13 protein-coding genes and 3 tRNA genes are annotated in these 15377 nt (G+C 60.5%); 2 read left to right on the top strand and 14 right to left on the bottom strand.

From position 1 onward, the window contains the following. Positions 1-9 precede the first annotated feature (9 nt). The 8 genes from rplT to uvrB all read right to left on the bottom strand — a co-directional run bounded on the left by rplT (position 10) and on the right by uvrB (position 7715). A complete protein-coding gene (rplT, locus tag ACVOLV_RS09235) occupies positions 10-369 on the bottom strand; it encodes a 50S ribosomal protein L20 (protein WP_054657697.1) in 360 nt (119 codons plus the stop codon). Positions 370-379: 10 nt separating this feature from the next. Next, positions 380-577: a 50S ribosomal protein L35 gene (gene rpmI / locus ACVOLV_RS09240; RefSeq protein ID WP_002811096.1), complete on the bottom strand. Its 198-nt coding sequence runs from the start codon at positions 575-577 to the stop codon at positions 380-382. 287 nt (positions 578-864) lie between these two features. Then, positions 865-1389 (bottom strand): translation initiation factor IF-3, encoded by a 525-nt coding sequence (infC, locus tag ACVOLV_RS09245; protein ID WP_313319538.1) that lies wholly within the window; start codon positions 1387-1389, stop codon positions 865-867. A 68-nt stretch (positions 1390-1457) separates the two neighbouring features. Next, a complete protein-coding gene (gene thrS / locus ACVOLV_RS09250) occupies positions 1458-3362 on the bottom strand; it encodes a threonine--tRNA ligase (RefSeq protein ID WP_481554124.1) in 1905 nt (634 codons plus the stop codon). Between the two features lie 520 nt (positions 3363-3882). Beyond that, complete coding sequence (locus ACVOLV_RS09255) at positions 3883-5010, bottom strand: agmatine deiminase family protein (RefSeq protein WP_481554125.1); 1128 nt, start codon at positions 5008-5010, stop codon at positions 3883-3885. Between the two features lie 326 nt (positions 5011-5336). After that, positions 5337-5411 (bottom strand) — tRNA-Val (locus ACVOLV_RS09260). A 116-nt stretch (positions 5412-5527) separates the two neighbouring features. Then, a tRNA-Val gene (locus tag ACVOLV_RS09265) sits at positions 5528-5602 on the bottom strand. 97 nt (positions 5603-5699) lie between these two features. Continuing rightward, entirely contained in the window at positions 5700-7715 is a 2016-nt protein-coding gene (uvrB, locus tag ACVOLV_RS09270; RefSeq protein WP_481554126.1) for an excinuclease ABC subunit UvrB, read from the bottom strand. A 204-nt stretch (positions 7716-7919) separates the two neighbouring features. Between uvrB and ACVOLV_RS09275 the strand changes: the two genes are divergently transcribed. Together ACVOLV_RS09275 and ACVOLV_RS09280 are read left to right on the top strand one after the other, a co-directional pair. Next, complete coding sequence (locus ACVOLV_RS09275) at positions 7920-8471, top strand: GspH/FimT family pseudopilin (protein ID WP_481554127.1); 552 nt, start codon at positions 7920-7922, stop codon at positions 8469-8471. 13 nt (positions 8472-8484) lie between these two features. Further along, positions 8485-8561 (top strand) — tRNA-Asn (locus ACVOLV_RS09280). A gap of 163 nt (positions 8562-8724) precedes the next feature. Here the strand turns inward: ACVOLV_RS09280 and ACVOLV_RS09285 are convergent. Genes ACVOLV_RS09285 through ACVOLV_RS09310 form a run of 6 tightly spaced genes read right to left on the bottom strand, consistent with a single transcriptional unit; the run spans position 8725 to position 15349 of the window. After that, positions 8725-9165 (bottom strand): type IV pilin protein, encoded by a 441-nt coding sequence (locus ACVOLV_RS09285; protein ID WP_481554128.1) that lies wholly within the window; start codon positions 9163-9165, stop codon positions 8725-8727. A 5-nt stretch (positions 9166-9170) separates the two neighbouring features. Then, the gene (locus ACVOLV_RS09290; protein ID WP_481554129.1) at positions 9171-12755 is read right to left on the bottom strand and encodes a pilus assembly protein; all 3585 of its coding nucleotides are present in this window, start codon (positions 12753-12755) and stop codon (positions 9171-9173) included. A gap of 29 nt (positions 12756-12784) precedes the next feature. Next, positions 12785-13348: a pilus assembly PilX family protein gene (locus ACVOLV_RS09295; RefSeq protein ID WP_481554130.1), complete on the bottom strand. Its 564-nt coding sequence runs from the start codon at positions 13346-13348 to the stop codon at positions 12785-12787. Then, the gene (locus ACVOLV_RS09300) at positions 13345-14235 is read right to left on the bottom strand and encodes a PilW family protein (RefSeq protein ID WP_481554131.1); all 891 of its coding nucleotides are present in this window, start codon (positions 14233-14235) and stop codon (positions 13345-13347) included. Before ACVOLV_RS09300 ends, ACVOLV_RS09295 begins: the two co-directional genes overlap by 4 nt. A gap of 47 nt (positions 14236-14282) precedes the next feature. Next, positions 14283-14789, bottom strand: coding sequence for a type IV pilus modification protein PilV (gene pilV / locus ACVOLV_RS09305; protein WP_481554132.1), 507 nt, complete (start codon positions 14787-14789; stop codon positions 14283-14285). Between the two features lie 29 nt (positions 14790-14818). Next, a complete protein-coding gene (locus ACVOLV_RS09310; protein WP_481554133.1) occupies positions 14819-15349 on the bottom strand; it encodes a GspH/FimT family pseudopilin in 531 nt (176 codons plus the stop codon). Between the last annotated feature and the right edge of the window lie 28 nt (positions 15350-15377).

Consider the following 15377-nt stretch of genomic DNA (forward strand, 5'->3'; position numbering starts at 1 on the left):
AGGAAGAACTTATGCCGCCAGTGCGCCCTTGGCCTTTTCTGCCAGAGCGGCAAAACCGGCTGCGTCGTGCACGGCGATATCAGCCAGCACCTTACGGTCCAGGGTGATACCAGCCTTCAGCAGGCCGTTCATGAAACGGCTGTAGCTCAGGCCGTTGATGCGGGCAGCCGCATTGATGCGGGTGATCCACAGCGAACGGAAATTGCGCTTCTTCTGCTTACGGCCAATGTAGGCGTACTGCTGTGCCTTGATGACTGCCTGCTTGGCAACGCGGAAGACCTTGCGACGGGCGTTGTAATAGCCCTTGGCGAGATCCAATACTTTCTTGTGGCGGCGGCGCGCCTGCACACCACGCTTTACTCGTGCCATGGTTCAGTCCTCAGAGGTAGGGAAGCATACGGTCCAGACGGCCTGCGTCTTCTGCGCGGACGTGATTCGTCTGACGCAGGTTACGCTTCCGCTTGGTCGCTTTCTTCGTGAGGATGTGGCTACGGTTGGCGTGACCGCACTTGTACTTGCCGGAGGCGGTCTTGCGGAAACGCTTGGCCGCCGCCCGGTTGGTCTTGATCTTGGGCATTGCTATGTCCTTGATGGTCTCTTTTCACTGACTGGGCGGTGGTTTTACCCACACTTTCCGTCCCTGCCCTTGTCTGTTTAAAGCCCACACTCCCATTGGAGGCAGGCAGGTCCTGGGTACAGCAAACAACAAACCCGGCGAACCGGGCCGCCCATTATGCCTTGCGCACCAGCCACTTGCAAACAGCAAGCAGGCTGGCACCAAAAATGGCTGAACAGGCATGCAAACAGGGAGGTAGCCGAAGCCCCTCCCTGTTCAGCTAAGCAGCAGGCCCGAGGGCCAGCGGCTTACTTCTTCTTCGGCGCGATCATCATGACCATCTGCCGGCCTTCCAGGCGCGGACGGGACTCGATCACGATGTCCTCACCCAGATCAGCCTCGATCCGGTTGGCCATTTCGCGACCCAGTTCCTGATGGCTCATTTCGCGGCCACGGAAGCGGATGTTGACCTTGATCTTGTCGCCCTCTTCGAGGAAACCGCGCATCTTGCGCAGCTTGATCTGGTAGTCGCCCTCGTCCGTGACCGGACGGAACTTCACTTCCTTGATCTCGACCTGCTTGGTCTTCTTCTTGGCCTCGTTGGCCTTCTTTTGCGCTTCGAACTTGAACTTGCCGAAATCCATGATCTTGCAGACCGGCGGATCGGCCTGCGGCTGGATTTCAACCAGGTCCAGGCCTTCGTCTTCGGCCATGGACAGCGCTTCGTCGCGCGACAACACGCCAATCATTTCACCGTCACTGCCGATCACGCGTACGCGCGGCACCCGGATTTCCTGATTACGGCGGTTCTGTTTGTTGTCAGGGATACTGATATTGCAATCTCCAAGTGGATTAGTACCGGCCCTGCGGAGTGTCCGCCGGGGCCGGGGCCCTACTTACTTCAATGTTTCAATTCTGCCTGCAGCCGTTCGACGAAGGCCTGAACCGACATCGAACCAAGGTCTTCACCGGACCGCGTGCGCACGGCCACGGCCCCGTTTTCCTTCTCGCGGTCACCAATGACCAGCAGGTACGGTACGCGCTGCAGCGTATGCTCGCGAATCTTATAGCCGATCTTCTCGTTGCGCAAATCGGCGTCAACCCGGAAGCCTTGATTTGCAAGGCTTTTGCGAACTTCCTCGACGTAATCGGCCTGGGCATCGGTGATATTGGCCACCATCACCTGCACCGGTGCCAGCCAGGTCGGGAACGAACCGGCGTGCTGCTCGATCAGAATGCCCAGGAAACGCTCCATCGAGCCAACAATGGCCCGGTGCAGCATCACCGGATGGCGCTTCTGGCTGTTCTCGTCCACGTATTCAGCACCGAGGCGGCCCGGCATCATGAAGTCGACCTGCATGGTGCCCAGCTGCCAGGTACGGCCGATGGCATCCTTCAGGTGGTACTCGATCTTCGGGCCATAGAACGCGCCCTCGCCCGGCAGCTCCTGCCATTCCACGCCGCAGCTGGACAGCGCGGTGCGCAGCGCGCCCTCGGCCTTGTCCCAGGTCTCGTCGTCGCCCAGACGCGATTCCGGACGCAGCGCGATCTTGATCTGGATTTCCTCGAAACCGAACGCCTTGTACACCGCCAGCGCCTGCTGGTGGAAGGCCGTCACTTCGGCCTCGACCTGGCTCTCGGTGCAGAAGATGTGGCCATCGTCCTGGGTGAAGCCGCGCACGCGCAGGATGCCGTGCAGCGCGCCGGACGGCTCGTTGCGATGGCAGGCACCGAACTCGCCGTAGCGGATCGGCAGGTCGCGGTAGCTGTGCAGGCCCTGGTTGAACAACTGCACGTGACCCGGGCAGTTCATCGGCTTCAGCGCATAGGTGCGCTTCTCCGATTCGGTGAAGAACATGTTGTCCTGGTAGTTGTCCCAGTGACCAGACTTCTTCCACAGGCTCACGTCGAGGATCTGCGGGCAACGCACTTCGCCGTAACCACTCTCGCGATAGACGTTGCGCATGTACTGCTCGACGACCTGCCAGATCGACCAGCCCTTCGGGTGCCAGAACACCAAGCCCGGCGCCTCTTCCTGCAGATGGAACAGATCCTGCTGCTTGCCGATGCGGCGGTGGTCGCGCATTTCAGCTTCTTCGATGCGCTTGATATAGGCCTCAAGCTGCTTCTTGTCAGCCCAGGCAGTACCGTAGATACGCTGCAGCTGCTCGTTCTTGGCATCGCCACGCCAGTACGCACCGGAGATGCGCATCAGCTTGAAGGACTTCAGGAAGCGCGTGTTCGGCACGTGCGGACCGCGGCACATGTCCACGTATTCCTGGTGGTAGTACATGCCCATCGCGGTGACGTCATCGGACATGTCTTCGATCAGGCGCAGCTTGTAGTCCTCGCCACGCGCCTTGAAGATTTCGACCACTTCCGCGCGCGGCGTGACCTTCTTGATCACGTCGTAGTCCTGGGCGATCAGCTCGCCCATGCGCTTCTCGATCGCCGCCATGTCTTCCGGCGTGAACGGGCGCTCGTTGTAGATGTCGTAGTAGAAGCCTTCGGCGATGACCGGACCGATCACCATCTTGGCCTCCGGGTACAGCTGCTTCACCGCATGGCCGACCAGGTGGGCGCAGGAGTGGCGGATGATCTCCACGCCCTCCTCGTCCTTGGCGGTGATGATGCGCAGCGAAGCGTCGTGATCGATCACGTCGCCGGCATCAACCTGCACGCCGTCCACGGCGCCGGCAATGGTGGCCTTGGCCAGGCCTGCACCAATGGACTGGGCAACGTCCATGACGCTGACCGGGTTTTCGAACTGACGGACGCTGCCGTCTGGGAGAGTGATGTTGATCATGGGGTTCACCAAAGGTCACGGCCCGCCGGGCGGGCTGGAAACAACGCCAACAGGCGCGATTTCACGGGATTCACGGAATTCTGGGCAATAAAAAAGCGCCACGACGGCGCCTGCAACAGGGCGGTGGCGGGGTTCAGCAGTGGGCGATGGTAGTGCTCATGTCACACGCTCGGCCGGCGTTTCGCGCGGGCCACCTTGATTGCCGAAGGGGTTGTTATGGAGATATTAAACCAATCGGGGGAAACCTGCTGCGAGGCCGCTCCAGCGCGCACTTGATGCCCGCGACCAAACCACAGCAGAGCGAGTGCAGCGCATTGACTGGCCGGCAACGGCACACCCGGGAGCAAGCCTTCACCCACTGGACCTGACGCTTTGGCGGCATCCAAACCCGGCACAAATTCAATGAAATCAATGCTGAAGCAGGCACCCTCTGCGGAAATCCCGGCTTCCTCGCGTAACCGCCGGACAACACCAGCAACTGGGCGCAGCCACTGCCGCCACTAGTCGCAGCCGCACCCAGCTAGCGCGCACCCCCACCGAAAACCGGAAGATTCTTGCTCACACAGTGAATGCCACCGCCACCGGCGGCGATCGGGTCGATATTGATCTGGACGATCTCCCGGCCCGGATAGAGCGACTTGAGCAAGTCCCTGCAGCGCGCATCAGCCCCGGCATCGCCGAACTCGGGCGCGATGACTGCACCGTTGATCGGCAGGAAGTTGATGTAGCCAGCAGCGTAGTCAGCCTCCCGCGTGTAGAGGTTGTCACGCGGCGCATCGGGCGGCGACAGCGTGTGCACCTGCAGGCGTCGCCCCGCCGCATCGGTAGCCGCCTTGAGGATCTCCAGATGGCGACGGGTGACCGCGAAATCATAGGAGTCAGGATCATTGTCGAGGTTGGCGATGACGACGCCCGGCTCCGCGAATCGCGCATAGAAATCGACATGGGCATCGGTGATATCGCGCCCCTTGATTCCCGGCAGCCAGATGATCTTGCGCAGGCCAAGCAGCGACTTCAGCTCTTCCTCGATCTGTGCACGACTCATACCCGGATTGCGGTTGTCATTGACCCAGCAACTCTCGGTCATGATCGCCGTGCCATCACCGTCCACCTCGATGCCACCACCTTCACCGGTGAGCCGACTGCGCATATAGCGCGCCTGCAGGTCTGCGCTCAGTGTCTTCGCCACAGCGGTATCGCCAGCGAAGGCCTGCTTGCGCCCCCAGCCGTTGAAATTGAAATCAACCAGCCCGAGCTGCGCATCGCGCCCGAGCACAAAACAACCACCGTAATCGCGCACCCAGATGTCATCGAGCGGCATCGGCATGTAGCGGATATTGGTATTGCCGCAGGCATGCCGAGCCTCAGCCTCCTGCGCTTGGCGGCACAGAATGGTGACCGGCTGATAGCGGGAAATTGTGCGCGCCAGAAGTGCGACAGTCCTGTTCACCGGGGCGGCCCAGTCACGCCAGACAGCCTTGGATGCGGCATAGGCCAGAAATACACGATCCTGCGGCACCTCCTCCGCCGGCAAGCGCCAGCCCTGCCCGGCTGCTGCATCCAACGGTGCGCACAAGCCACGCTTGATGGATGCCGCCGCGCCAAGGCCAACGGAGAGCTGCGCAAGAAATTGCCTACGGTTCAACATCACATCACCTCAAGGATAGGCGGCGATTCCATCAGACATCCGGCTGACACATGTGAACCGGCCACTACCGACGCAGAGGGTGCCAGCAGAGGCCTATTGCACAGAACAAGCGGATAGTCCCGCCCCGCTGATGAAGGCGCTGTCGCGAGCGAAGGCAGGTGGAACCAATGCAGCACGAAGCCAAGCAAGACCGCCCAGCCATGACCATCAGCAACTAAATCCGGATTGCCACGGAAGCCTCCGGGCAGACGAGGCGAAATGCGAGGCCCATAGGCCTGATTCGCTCTTCAAGTGATTCCACCGAAACCGCTGCGCCGGGTTTCAAGTGGTGGGCGGTACAGGGTTCGAACCTGTGACCCCTACCATGTCAAGGTAGTGCTCTACCGCTGAGCTAACCGCCCGTTTTGAAGCTATTTTCCGCTGCGAAGGCTGAACCAACCGAGCCGCAACGCATACAATCACCAGTAAACAAAAAACCCGGCCGGTGCCGGGCTTTTGTGGCCACTTCCCGAAGAAGTGGTGGGCGGTACAGGGTTCGAACCTGTGACCCCTACCATGTCAAGGTAGTGCTCTACCGCTGAGCTAACCGCCCGTCTCAGCAACAATTTCTTCGCTGCGAGGGCGCGTATCTTAACCCTGCTCTTCACGAAGAACAACCGTTTTCGAGAAAAATTTCACCCTGGGCCAGTTCAGCCCAGATTCGCCTCTTTCAGACGGTGAATCTGGTCGCGTATGCGTGCGGCATCCTCGAACTCCAGATCGCGCGCGTGCTGGTACATCGTCTGCTCCAGCTCCTTGAGACGCGCAGCGAGCTTGGCCGGTTCCAGCGGCAGGTAGTCGCTCTCTGGCTCGGCCACGCGACGCCCCTTGCCCTTGGCGCTGGACTTGGGCGAACTTTCCTCGTGCGCACCCTCGAGGATGTCAACGATGGGCCGCACCACCGACTGCGGCACGATGCCGTGCGCCTCGTTGTACTCCACCTGCTTCTGCCGGCGACGATCGGTCTCGTCGATGGCCGCCTGCATCGAGCGGGTGATCTTGTCGGCATACAGGATGGCCTTGCCGCGCACGTTACGTGCGGCGCGGCCGATGGTCTGGATCAGCGAGCCGGTTGAACGCAGGAAGCCCTCCTTGTCCGCGTCAAGGATCGCGACCAGCGACACCTCGGGCATGTCCAGGCCTTCACGCAGCAAATTGATGCCGACCAGCACGTCAAACTTGCCCAGGCGCAGATCGCGAATGATCTCGACGCGCTCCACCGTATCCACATCCGAGTGCAGGTAGCGCACGCGGATGCCGTGCTCCCCCAGGTATTCGGTGAGATTCTCGGCCATGCGCTTGGTCAGCGTGGTAACCAGTACGCGGTCACCCATCTTGATGCGCTCATTGGCCTGCGACATCAGGTCGTCGACCTGGGTGCCGACCGGGCGGATCTCCACCTGCGGATCGATCAGGCCGGTCGGGCGTACCACCAACTCGGTGATGTCATCACCGGATTCGCGCAGCTCGTAGGGCCCCGGCGTTGCCGACACATAGATGGCACGCGGTGAGCGCGCCTCCCATTCCTCGAAACGCAGCGGCCGGTTGTCCAGCGCCGACGGCAGACGGAAGCCGAACTCGACCAGCGTCTCCTTGCGTGAACGGTCGCCTTTGTACATGGCACCGATCTGCGGAATGGTCACATGCGATTCGTCGATGACCAGCAATGCATCAGGCGGCAGGTAATCGAACAGGGTCGGCGGCGGATCGCCGGCCGCCTTGCCGGTAAGGTGGCGCGAGTAGTTCTCGATGCCGTTGCAATAGCCGACTTCGGCCATCATTTCCAGATCGTACTGGGTGCGCTGCGCCAGGCGCTGCGCTTCGACCAGCTTGTTCTGCGCATACAGCTGCTCCAGCCGCTCCTTCAGTTCGACCTTGATGGTCTCCACTGCCGCGAGCACGCGCTCACGCGTGGTGGCGTAGTGGGTCTTCGGATAGATGGTGTAGCGCTGCATCTTGCGCAGGCTTTCGCCAGTAAGCGGATCGAACATGCTCAGCTGCTCGATATCGCCATCGAACAACTCGATGCGCAGTGCCTCGCTGTCCAGCTCGGCCGGGAACACATCGATCACCTCACCGCGCACGCGGAAAGTACCGCGCTGCAGCTCGTACTCGTTGCGGGTGTACTGAAGCTGGGTCAGGTGCTTGATCAGGTCACGCTGATCAATGCGCTCGCCCTTGGACAGGATCAGGCGCAGCGACAGATAGTCTTCCGGCGCACCCAGACCATAGATGGCCGATACCGTCGCCACCACGATCGCATCCGGCCGCGACAGCAAGGTCTTGGTCGCCGCCAGACGCATCTGCTCGATGTGCTCGTTGATCGAACTGTCCTTCTCGATGAAGGTATCCGACGACGGCACATAGGCCTCGGGCTGGTAGTAATCGTAATAGCTGACAAAGTACTCGACCGCGTTGTTCGGGAAGAATGCCTTGAACTCGCCGTACAACTGCGCCGCCAGGGTCTTGTTCGGTGCCATCACCAGGGTTGGCCGCTGCACCTGTTGAATCACATTGGCAATGGTATAGGTCTTGCCCGAGCCGGTCACACCCAGCAGGGTCTGCTTGGCAATGCCCGCCTCGAAGTTGGCCACCAGCTTTTCGATGGCGGCCGGCTGGTCGCCGGAGGGCGAGTACGGCGATACGAGCTGAAAGCTGTCGGACATGGCGGGCGCTGACCGGAGTGGACTGGTGAGTATAGCGAGCACAGGGCAGACGCCCGTGCATGGGCTAACCCGATGTTCAGGCAAGGATTGCGGCGAGTCCGCCGCAGCCGGGATTTCGCAAAGACTGGAACCCTGCATTCCGCACCCAACTTCCTGCCCATGCAATCGCAGCAAGCACACCATCGCCCAGCAGCCCTTTTGCCAATGGAAGGCTTCACGCTTATCGAGGCGCTGGTCTGCGCGGTCGTGATTGGAACGCTGGCCTCGGTTGCGGTGCCAGCGCTCAACACGCTGCTGCTGCGACAGCGCGCCCTGGCCACCCAGCATGCACTGGTCGCGCACCTGCACCTTGCACGTAGCAGCGCCATCTGGCGGCGCAAAAACACGGTGCTCTGCCCTTCATCAACTGGCCAGCAGTGCGCCAATGCATCGGACTGGAGCGCAGGCTGGCTGGTGTTCATGGATTCCGATGGCAATGGGCGCCCCGACAAGGGCTCCGACATTCTCCGGTTCACAGCGCAACCCACAGCGGCAACACTTCTGGTACTGGGCAGCCCTGGGCGCAGCAGTGTCCGCTACCTGGTCGACGGACGCAGCGCTGGGTCCAACATGACGCTGTCGATCTGCAGCCACACTGGGACAATGCACGCGAGGGTCATCGTCAACAATGCAGGCCGTGTACGCAGCGAAAAACCTGGACACAACCAGCGCTGCAATGTGAACACAGGTGTTGCGCCAAGCCCGTATGCCAAGTAGAATGCGCCTCCCCGCCCGAATAGCTCAGCCGGTTAGAGCACTTGACTGTTAATCAGGGGGTCGTTGGTTCGAGTCCAACTTCGGGCGCCAGATTTAAAAACACAAAAGCTCGCCGAAAGGCGGGCTTTTGTGTTTTTGGTGCCTGCTGAACCAGACACTGCAAGGCGAGCAGCCTTTCCCGGGGCAGCTCAACGCGCCGCACACAAACGAAAAGCCCGCCGTCTCCGGCGGGCTTCTCAAGGCGAAACCAAACTCACCAGCAATCAGCAACTGTCGCAGAACCACTCTTGGTGCGAACGCCCTGAGCATTGACCGACAAGGTGCCGCACTTTGGATCCTTCTGGCTCGATGTTGGTACCGCCTGCAGGATGAAGGCGCGGGCGGTTGGATCACCGCCCTGGAAGCCGACCGCGTAGTACTTGCCCAACTCCGTTTCGCAGCGTGGAGCTGGCGCGCCAACATAACTCAGGTTGGTCGTATAGAAGCGCTCCATCGTCTGCGCATGCTGCTGCAGACAGCCCGCAACAGCGGTACGTCGCGCCTTGACCACGTATTCCCTGTAGTTGGGATAGACGATGGCAGAAAGAATCGCAATCACCGCCACCACGATCATCAACTCAACCAGCGTGAACCCCGCCGCCGAACGACCGGCGGCGGTATGCGTATTGCGCCTCGCATGAGCAATGTTCTTCATTTCCATCAATCCCCGATCAGTTCACGCCAGGAAACACGCTTGATATTGCCATTGTTCGTGTTCGTCTTGGTCTTGGCGTAGGTGCCGTCATCCAAACTCGTGTACATGTTGTCGCCGATGAAGATTGGATTATTGGGGCTGCTGCCGTAACCAATGCCGGAACCTGGCACGCCGTTGAGCGAATCCTTGCCATCGATCACGCCATCACCATTGGCGTCGAAGAAGCCGCCAGACAACCGACCGCCGGTGAACGGATCGATCGCCATCGTGAAGCCCTTACCGGTTGGGCTGCAGACATCGGCCGAATCCGGAATACGCGTCGTGCCAATAAGGGTCAGGCCCTGGAAGAAGTTGGGCACGACCATACGCTCGCCTGCAGCAACGCCAGTAGGAGGCACCAGGTTCATGTACCAGCCGTTCTCCCCCACTGTCTCCACACGCTCAATGACGCGGACATCATATGCACCGATCTTGCCTTCATCGAGAATGCTGACCTCCTCCAATCCACTGGAGATCGTCGCCCCCTTGTCGATCAAGCCGTACCAGGTCTGCACGTTCTTGTTGGCGCGGTCAGCCGAATTGAGGTAACGGCCTGTGCCCGCAAATACCCATGTCTGCAGGGTCTTGGGATTGACCGCCACCAGCGGAGCAGCAGTGAAGGGCTTGGTATCACCGGCCGCATAGAGCCGGCTCGCCGTACCGGTGGCCAGCTTGAAGCGCCACAGATTCCCCTTCATGTCGCCGGCATAGACGGTATCAACCAGACCGTTGCCTGCAGCGGACCAGGCGTTGATGCCAGCCAGACCGTTGTCACCCCCCACAGCAGTGGAGACGGTGGATACGGCGCCATTGGCCATATTGATCACCACCAGCTTGGCGATGCCATCGGTGCTGTTCGGACCATTGCCGAGCAGCACACGCCACTGTCCATCACTCACCTGGGAAATGATCGGCTGCCCAAGATTGTTGCCCAGCGACGCATCGCTGATCTCCCACATCAACTTCGGGGTGCCAGGCGCCGTGACATCCAGGGCAAAAACGGTCTTGCCGCCACGCCCCATGGTGCCCACCAGCGCGGTCCGCCACTTGGTGCCGTCATACCAATCTGCAGCGGTCATGGCGCCGTCGACTGTATAGGTATGCTCATAGAGTGGATCGGTGAACTTCTGCGTCCCGGTCAGCTTGGACATACCCTCGGTCGGTACGAAGGCAAACACTTCCTTGCCGGTGCTGGCATTGAACGCGTGCAGCATGCCGTCGTTGGCACCGACATACACGATCGGCGTACGCGTGGCCTGGGTGGAAGCGAAAGCCGCATAGCCACTCGCGCCGGTGAAGGAACTCTTCGTGTACAGGCGCGCATTGGGCGCACCGACGTACACCGGCTGCGAATTGACGATATCGCCAAGCAGGCTCAGGCGGTTGCGGTAGGCGCCACCATTGCTCTTCTCACCCGAGCGATCACCACGCAGGTAATTGACGACGGAAGCCGACAATCCACCAACAGCACCCTGAAAACCTGCCAAGGTTCCGGCGTTGTTGTAGAAGATCTGCCGGGCATTGGTCGTTGCGTTGGTCGGCCCCCAAACCGGGAACTGATCAGCTGCCGACCACGCCTGCGTGAGCGCACCGGTGTCGGTGTTGACGTCGTATGCATACAAGCGCCCTGCCCACTCGCGGTTCTGGCCAGTAACAAACTGCGCCTGGAAGGTGCGCGCGCCAGCCTCGAGCTTGGTCGAATTGCTGGCAAACGAACTAGCTGAACCTTCGGCCTTGCGCGCGATCGACTCGAACGCCTGGCGCAGGCTGGCAACCATTTTGTCGGCTTCACTGGCCACGTAGAAGTTGTCAGGACGCGGATAGCTATTGGGCGTACTGGTGACACCACCGCCCGAACCGCTGGTCAGGTAGTCGGTGTTGGTATGCCACCAGGACGTCGTCAACCCGGTCGTGGTCATCGGATCGAAACCGATGGGCGCGTCAAAGCCACCGTACTTGGCAGTCAGCCAATACTGGTTGGTTGCCTTCGGTTCAAGGATCTGGTTCTCGCGCACGTCCACCCAATACGTAGACAAGGTCTGCTTGCCAAGCGTATTCGGCTGGCCAACTACGTCGGTGCGGATGTCGTTGGTGTTGGCGTAGTACGCCAGACCCGCAATGAATGCAGAGTTGCCGCGGCCACTGAAGCTGGTCGCATTTGCCTTGGTGGTGATGCCTTCGAGATCGAAGATCTTCTGCGTGTACTTGATCGCAAGATCCAGGTCCTTCTCAGGCGCAGTATTCGGAATATCTCGATCTTCATGGGTATTGACGTCGCCAATACCCAGCGCCGCGTTCACCTGGCAGGAGTAACGGATCGGATCGTCCCAGTCGGTGATGACCGGAAATCCGTCGGCATAGGTGTAGTTGATGTTGTTGGTGTATTCGGCGAGATTCCCCAGCCCGCGGAAGTAGCGCAGGGCTGCGTAGTACAACTCGCTCACCGGGTCGTTGCTCTTGGGTGCAGCGGTGGTCATCTGACCGAATTTATTGAGGTAGTTGATGACGCCGCTGTCCACGATGCCTGTTGCTGCCGTCGCAGCGGCATCCGCCGGATTGGGGTTGCGCACCAGCACGCCAGTGGTGGGGTCCCATTCCCGCCTCGCATTGTCGAGGATGCCCTGTTCGGGGTAATGGGTACTGGGGCCGACGAACTTCTGGCGAGCGCGCAGGACACCACCGTTGCGCTGATTCCCGGACTGGTTGAGAAAGCCGAAAATGCTGTAAGTGATGCGCTTGGAGTACTCCTGGATCAGACCTTCAGGCTTCCAGCCCTCCGAGTACCTCACGCAGTTGGTTTCGACGCCCACACTGGCATCGCAGACCTTCACACGGACGCTGACTTCATAGACAACCCCTGGGTCACTGTTCTTGCCCGACTGCGTCAAGGTGTGCTTCGAAGGATCGTAGGCAGTTGGAGTGCCGTTCAGATCGCCACTGGAGCTGAAACGCATGCGATTGCCAAGACCTTCAATCTTGACGGTAAGGCTGTTCCAGGTCGCACCGGTCAGGTTCTTGACCGAAGTTGCATTGGAGATCACCCGATTGGGGAATAGACCCGAACCGTGATGCCTGGCCTTCTCGAGAATGGTGGTTGTCGGCGTATCCACGACGCGATAGCCGCCAGTCAACCCCGAGCGGAACGGATCGATGGTCTGGGTCGCCGCCCAGTTCATATAGTTACCGCTCCACTGCTTATCGGTGGGGCAATTGAATGAGCTGGCTGCACCGGTCGGATAGAAGTACCGATCGGGCTCGTTAGAGCTGTAATTGTACAGATAGCACTTGTTGGGATCGAAGTAACCCGAATAGCGACGAGAACCATCGTAGCTGCCGATATTGGCCTGGCTGATCAGCGTCGGGTATTCCACCGACGGCACCAGCACCAGGTTGCCAGGAACGTCGCTGCCGACGAACATCGGCGATTGTGCAATCTCCACCGCAGGCGCCTGCATGGCACACAGCGCGGCGAACAGGCCAATCGCAACAGCACCGAACCTGCTTCTCACCGAGCGCGCCTGACTGTCTTTATTGCCGGAATAGGTATTCATGATCTTTCAGAGCCCCAAGGCGACGGTCCTTATTTGACCGTGATGTTGGATTGCAGGACGACGACCGCGCGATCGGTAACTGCAGCCGGATCGTGGCTGCGCGCGATGATGCGATAGAACGACTCCAGCGTTACACCGCCACCGCCACCATACTGATTGGCGTTGGCGCTCTGGTTCTGCTGCAGTTCGTCCGTGCTCTCGCGTTGCCCGAGATACTGGACGAAGTACTGAGGTCGGCCTGCAGCCTGCGCCTGGGTCGCCGTGCCATTGACCCACCCTGCGCCGCCGCCGGTATAGGTACTGGCTGGTGGTATTGGACACGGGGTCGCGCCAACACTGCAGTTGGTGCCGATCGTATTACCAGCAACCACGGCAGCACGAACTGCAACCTCCGCTTCGCGAAGGGCCGATTCGGCGGACTGGAAGGCCAGGCTTCGGTCGTACATGTTGCCGCTCATGCGTTCACGCAGTAGCGTTCCGCGGATGCTGGCCAAGCCGATCAGCGTGATCACGATCAGGATCAGCAACACCACCAGCAGGCTTGCGCCGCGCTGCCGTGCGGACCCTGCAGCCAAGCGATGATTGATGTTCATTGCGCACGATTCCTCAAGGTAACCACCTGTTCCAGCTGCCGTGTCAGCGGGACATTGCCGCTCCCCACCGCGCTATCGCTATTGACGGTGAATGTGATGCGGATCGACGTCACGTCCTGCCAACCTGCAACCGCGCCGGCGGCGACATAGTCGGTGGTCGCAGGGTCCTGCAGGTACTCGATCTGCATGTTGGATACACCCTCGACCATCTCTTCTCTGGCGGCACCATTGAGAACACGGAACAGGGAGGTGCCGCCACGGCCGTTATCGGCCACGAACCAGCGCACGCCATTGAGCTTGCTGATCACCGAATTCAGCGGGTAGAGATAAGCTGGCGCGGCGGGGTTGCAAGGAGCCGGCAACACGTTGAGGCTGGTGCTGCAATTGCCCGTATTGGAATGGCTGATGGTGGTCGCAGTGACCGGACCCGCACGGAACACCGCAACCTGCTTCGTATCGCAAACCATCAACACATCGTTTGCCGCCATTCCGGTGCTCTTGTCGACGGTGAACACGGTGCCGGCATACGCCGTGACGTTGGCCAATTCATTGCCCACCAGCAAGAGCTGCAGCGCGTCACTACCTGCCAGCGAACCGGTCAGGGCGCCATTGTCATAACCGCGCACGGACTGCGACCAGGTGCTCCACCAGTTGGCACCAGCCAGGTCTGCAACGTTTGCAACCGGCAGACCGATGTCACATGGGTTGCCGCTGGCTTCACGGATGTCCCTGCCCATCATCTCGAAACCAAACTGCATGTTCTCCTGGACCTTGCCCAGCCCATCCGTGGTCCGATAGGCCTGCTGGCTGGAAATGAAGATCATCCCCACCGCTCCCAGCACAACCAGGCCGATCACCAGCGAGATCATCAGTTCGATCAGGGTCATGCCAGCCATACCGGCAGGTGCCCTCATGCGCATTGCCCGGTTCCCCTTCATAGCCTCACCACCGTCTGCACCTGACGCGCCGTACCGCCTTCAACATTGGCAGCATTGTCAGCTGCCGCATTACCCTTGCTGCCACGAGAGTCGTCCCATTGCACGGTCACCGTACATAGCCCGGCAGCACAGGTGATCTGCCCGCAGATGCTGTCATCGTCATCAGGATCCTTGGTCATGCCTGCCTTGAGCGACTCGATCCAACGGCTTACGTCATTCTTGGCCAGCGAACCGCCAGCTGGAATCTCGCACTCCATGCCATCGGTGTTGTAGGAACCGGCGAGCGCAGCCTGGCGGTTGGCGCGCATTGCGTCGATCGCCGAATACGAATAAGCAACAACCTGGCTACGCTCAAGCGAGCTCTGCCCGTTGCGCAGCGCCGTCGCCTGCATCGCTGCGATACCCAGCAGGGCAACGCCCAGTACGAGCACGGACACCATCACTTCAATCAAGCTGACGCCCGCCTGCTGGCGGGGCGCGAAGGCGGCTGCGGAAGTGTACATTCCAGTTTTCATCTGTTTTTGACCTCGGCTCAGGGACACACGCCACCACCATCCACGCGACTGCTGGAAATACGCGCAGCAGAGGCGAGAGTCACAGTGCGCCGGTTGTCTGCCGGACTCGCCGTCGGAATACAGAACGTCACGGCACTGTTGACGGCCGTATTGGACAAACCATCCGGGCGGAAGGTGATCCGCGCCACGCCCGATGTCACCTGTACCGGCGCCTTCGCTTGATTGACGCGCAGCACCGTACCATTCGACTCAATCACGGTCAGCCAGTTGGCCCAACCGCCGCCGCAGGTCGCGCCATTGGCACTACCACAGACCGACACCCGGGTATTGCGCTTGATGGCCTCGCTACGCGCCTGCTGCAGCGCGGCAACCAGCTCGTTGGACTGGGAGGTCAACCGGCTGGCGTTGATGAACGACCGGAACGACGGAACAGCAATGGCAGCCAGAATCGCCGCGATCGCCACCGTCACCATCAGCTCGACCAAGCTGAAGCCCCGGCCACGACGGCGCCCCGACGCACGCACTGCTGCTCGATGAATGCTGGGCATACCTTTCCCCATTTGGACGACTTACTCT

It is taken from the genome of Stenotrophomonas sp. STEN023 (assembly GCF_056760135.1).

Coding starts and splice junctions, on each gene's coding strand:
- rplT (WP_054657697.1), bottom strand. CDS start 369: ATGGCACGAGTAAAGCGTGGTGTGCAGGCGCGCCGCCGCCACAAGAAA.
- rpmI (WP_002811096.1), bottom strand. CDS start 577: ATGCCCAAGATCAAGACCAACCGGGCGGCGGCCAAGCGTTTCCGCAAG.
- thrS (WP_481554124.1), bottom strand. CDS start 3,362: ATGATCAACATCACTCTCCCAGACGGCAGCGTCCGTCAGTTCGAAAAC.
- ACVOLV_RS09255 (WP_481554125.1), bottom strand. CDS start 5,010: ATGTTGAACCGTAGGCAATTTCTTGCGCAGCTCTCCGTTGGCCTTGGC.
- uvrB (WP_481554126.1), bottom strand. CDS start 7,715: ATGTCCGACAGCTTTCAGCTCGTATCGCCGTACTCGCCCTCCGGCGAC.
- ACVOLV_RS09275 (WP_481554127.1), top strand. CDS start 7,920: ATGGAAGGCTTCACGCTTATCGAGGCGCTGGTCTGCGCGGTCGTGATT.
- ACVOLV_RS09285 (WP_481554128.1), bottom strand. CDS start 9,165: ATGAAGAACATTGCTCATGCGAGGCGCAATACGCATACCGCCGCCGGT.
- ACVOLV_RS09290 (WP_481554129.1), bottom strand. CDS start 12,755: ATGAATACCTATTCCGGCAATAAAGACAGTCAGGCGCGCTCGGTGAGA.
- ACVOLV_RS09295 (WP_481554130.1), bottom strand. CDS start 13,348: ATGAACATCAATCATCGCTTGGCTGCAGGGTCCGCACGGCAGCGCGGC.
- ACVOLV_RS09300 (WP_481554131.1), bottom strand. CDS start 14,235: ATGACCCTGATCGAACTGATGATCTCGCTGGTGATCGGCCTGGTTGTG.
- pilV (WP_481554132.1), bottom strand. CDS start 14,789: ATGTACACTTCCGCAGCCGCCTTCGCGCCCCGCCAGCAGGCGGGCGTC.
- ACVOLV_RS09310 (WP_481554133.1), bottom strand. CDS start 15,349: ATGCCCAGCATTCATCGAGCAGCAGTGCGTGCGTCGGGGCGCCGTCGT.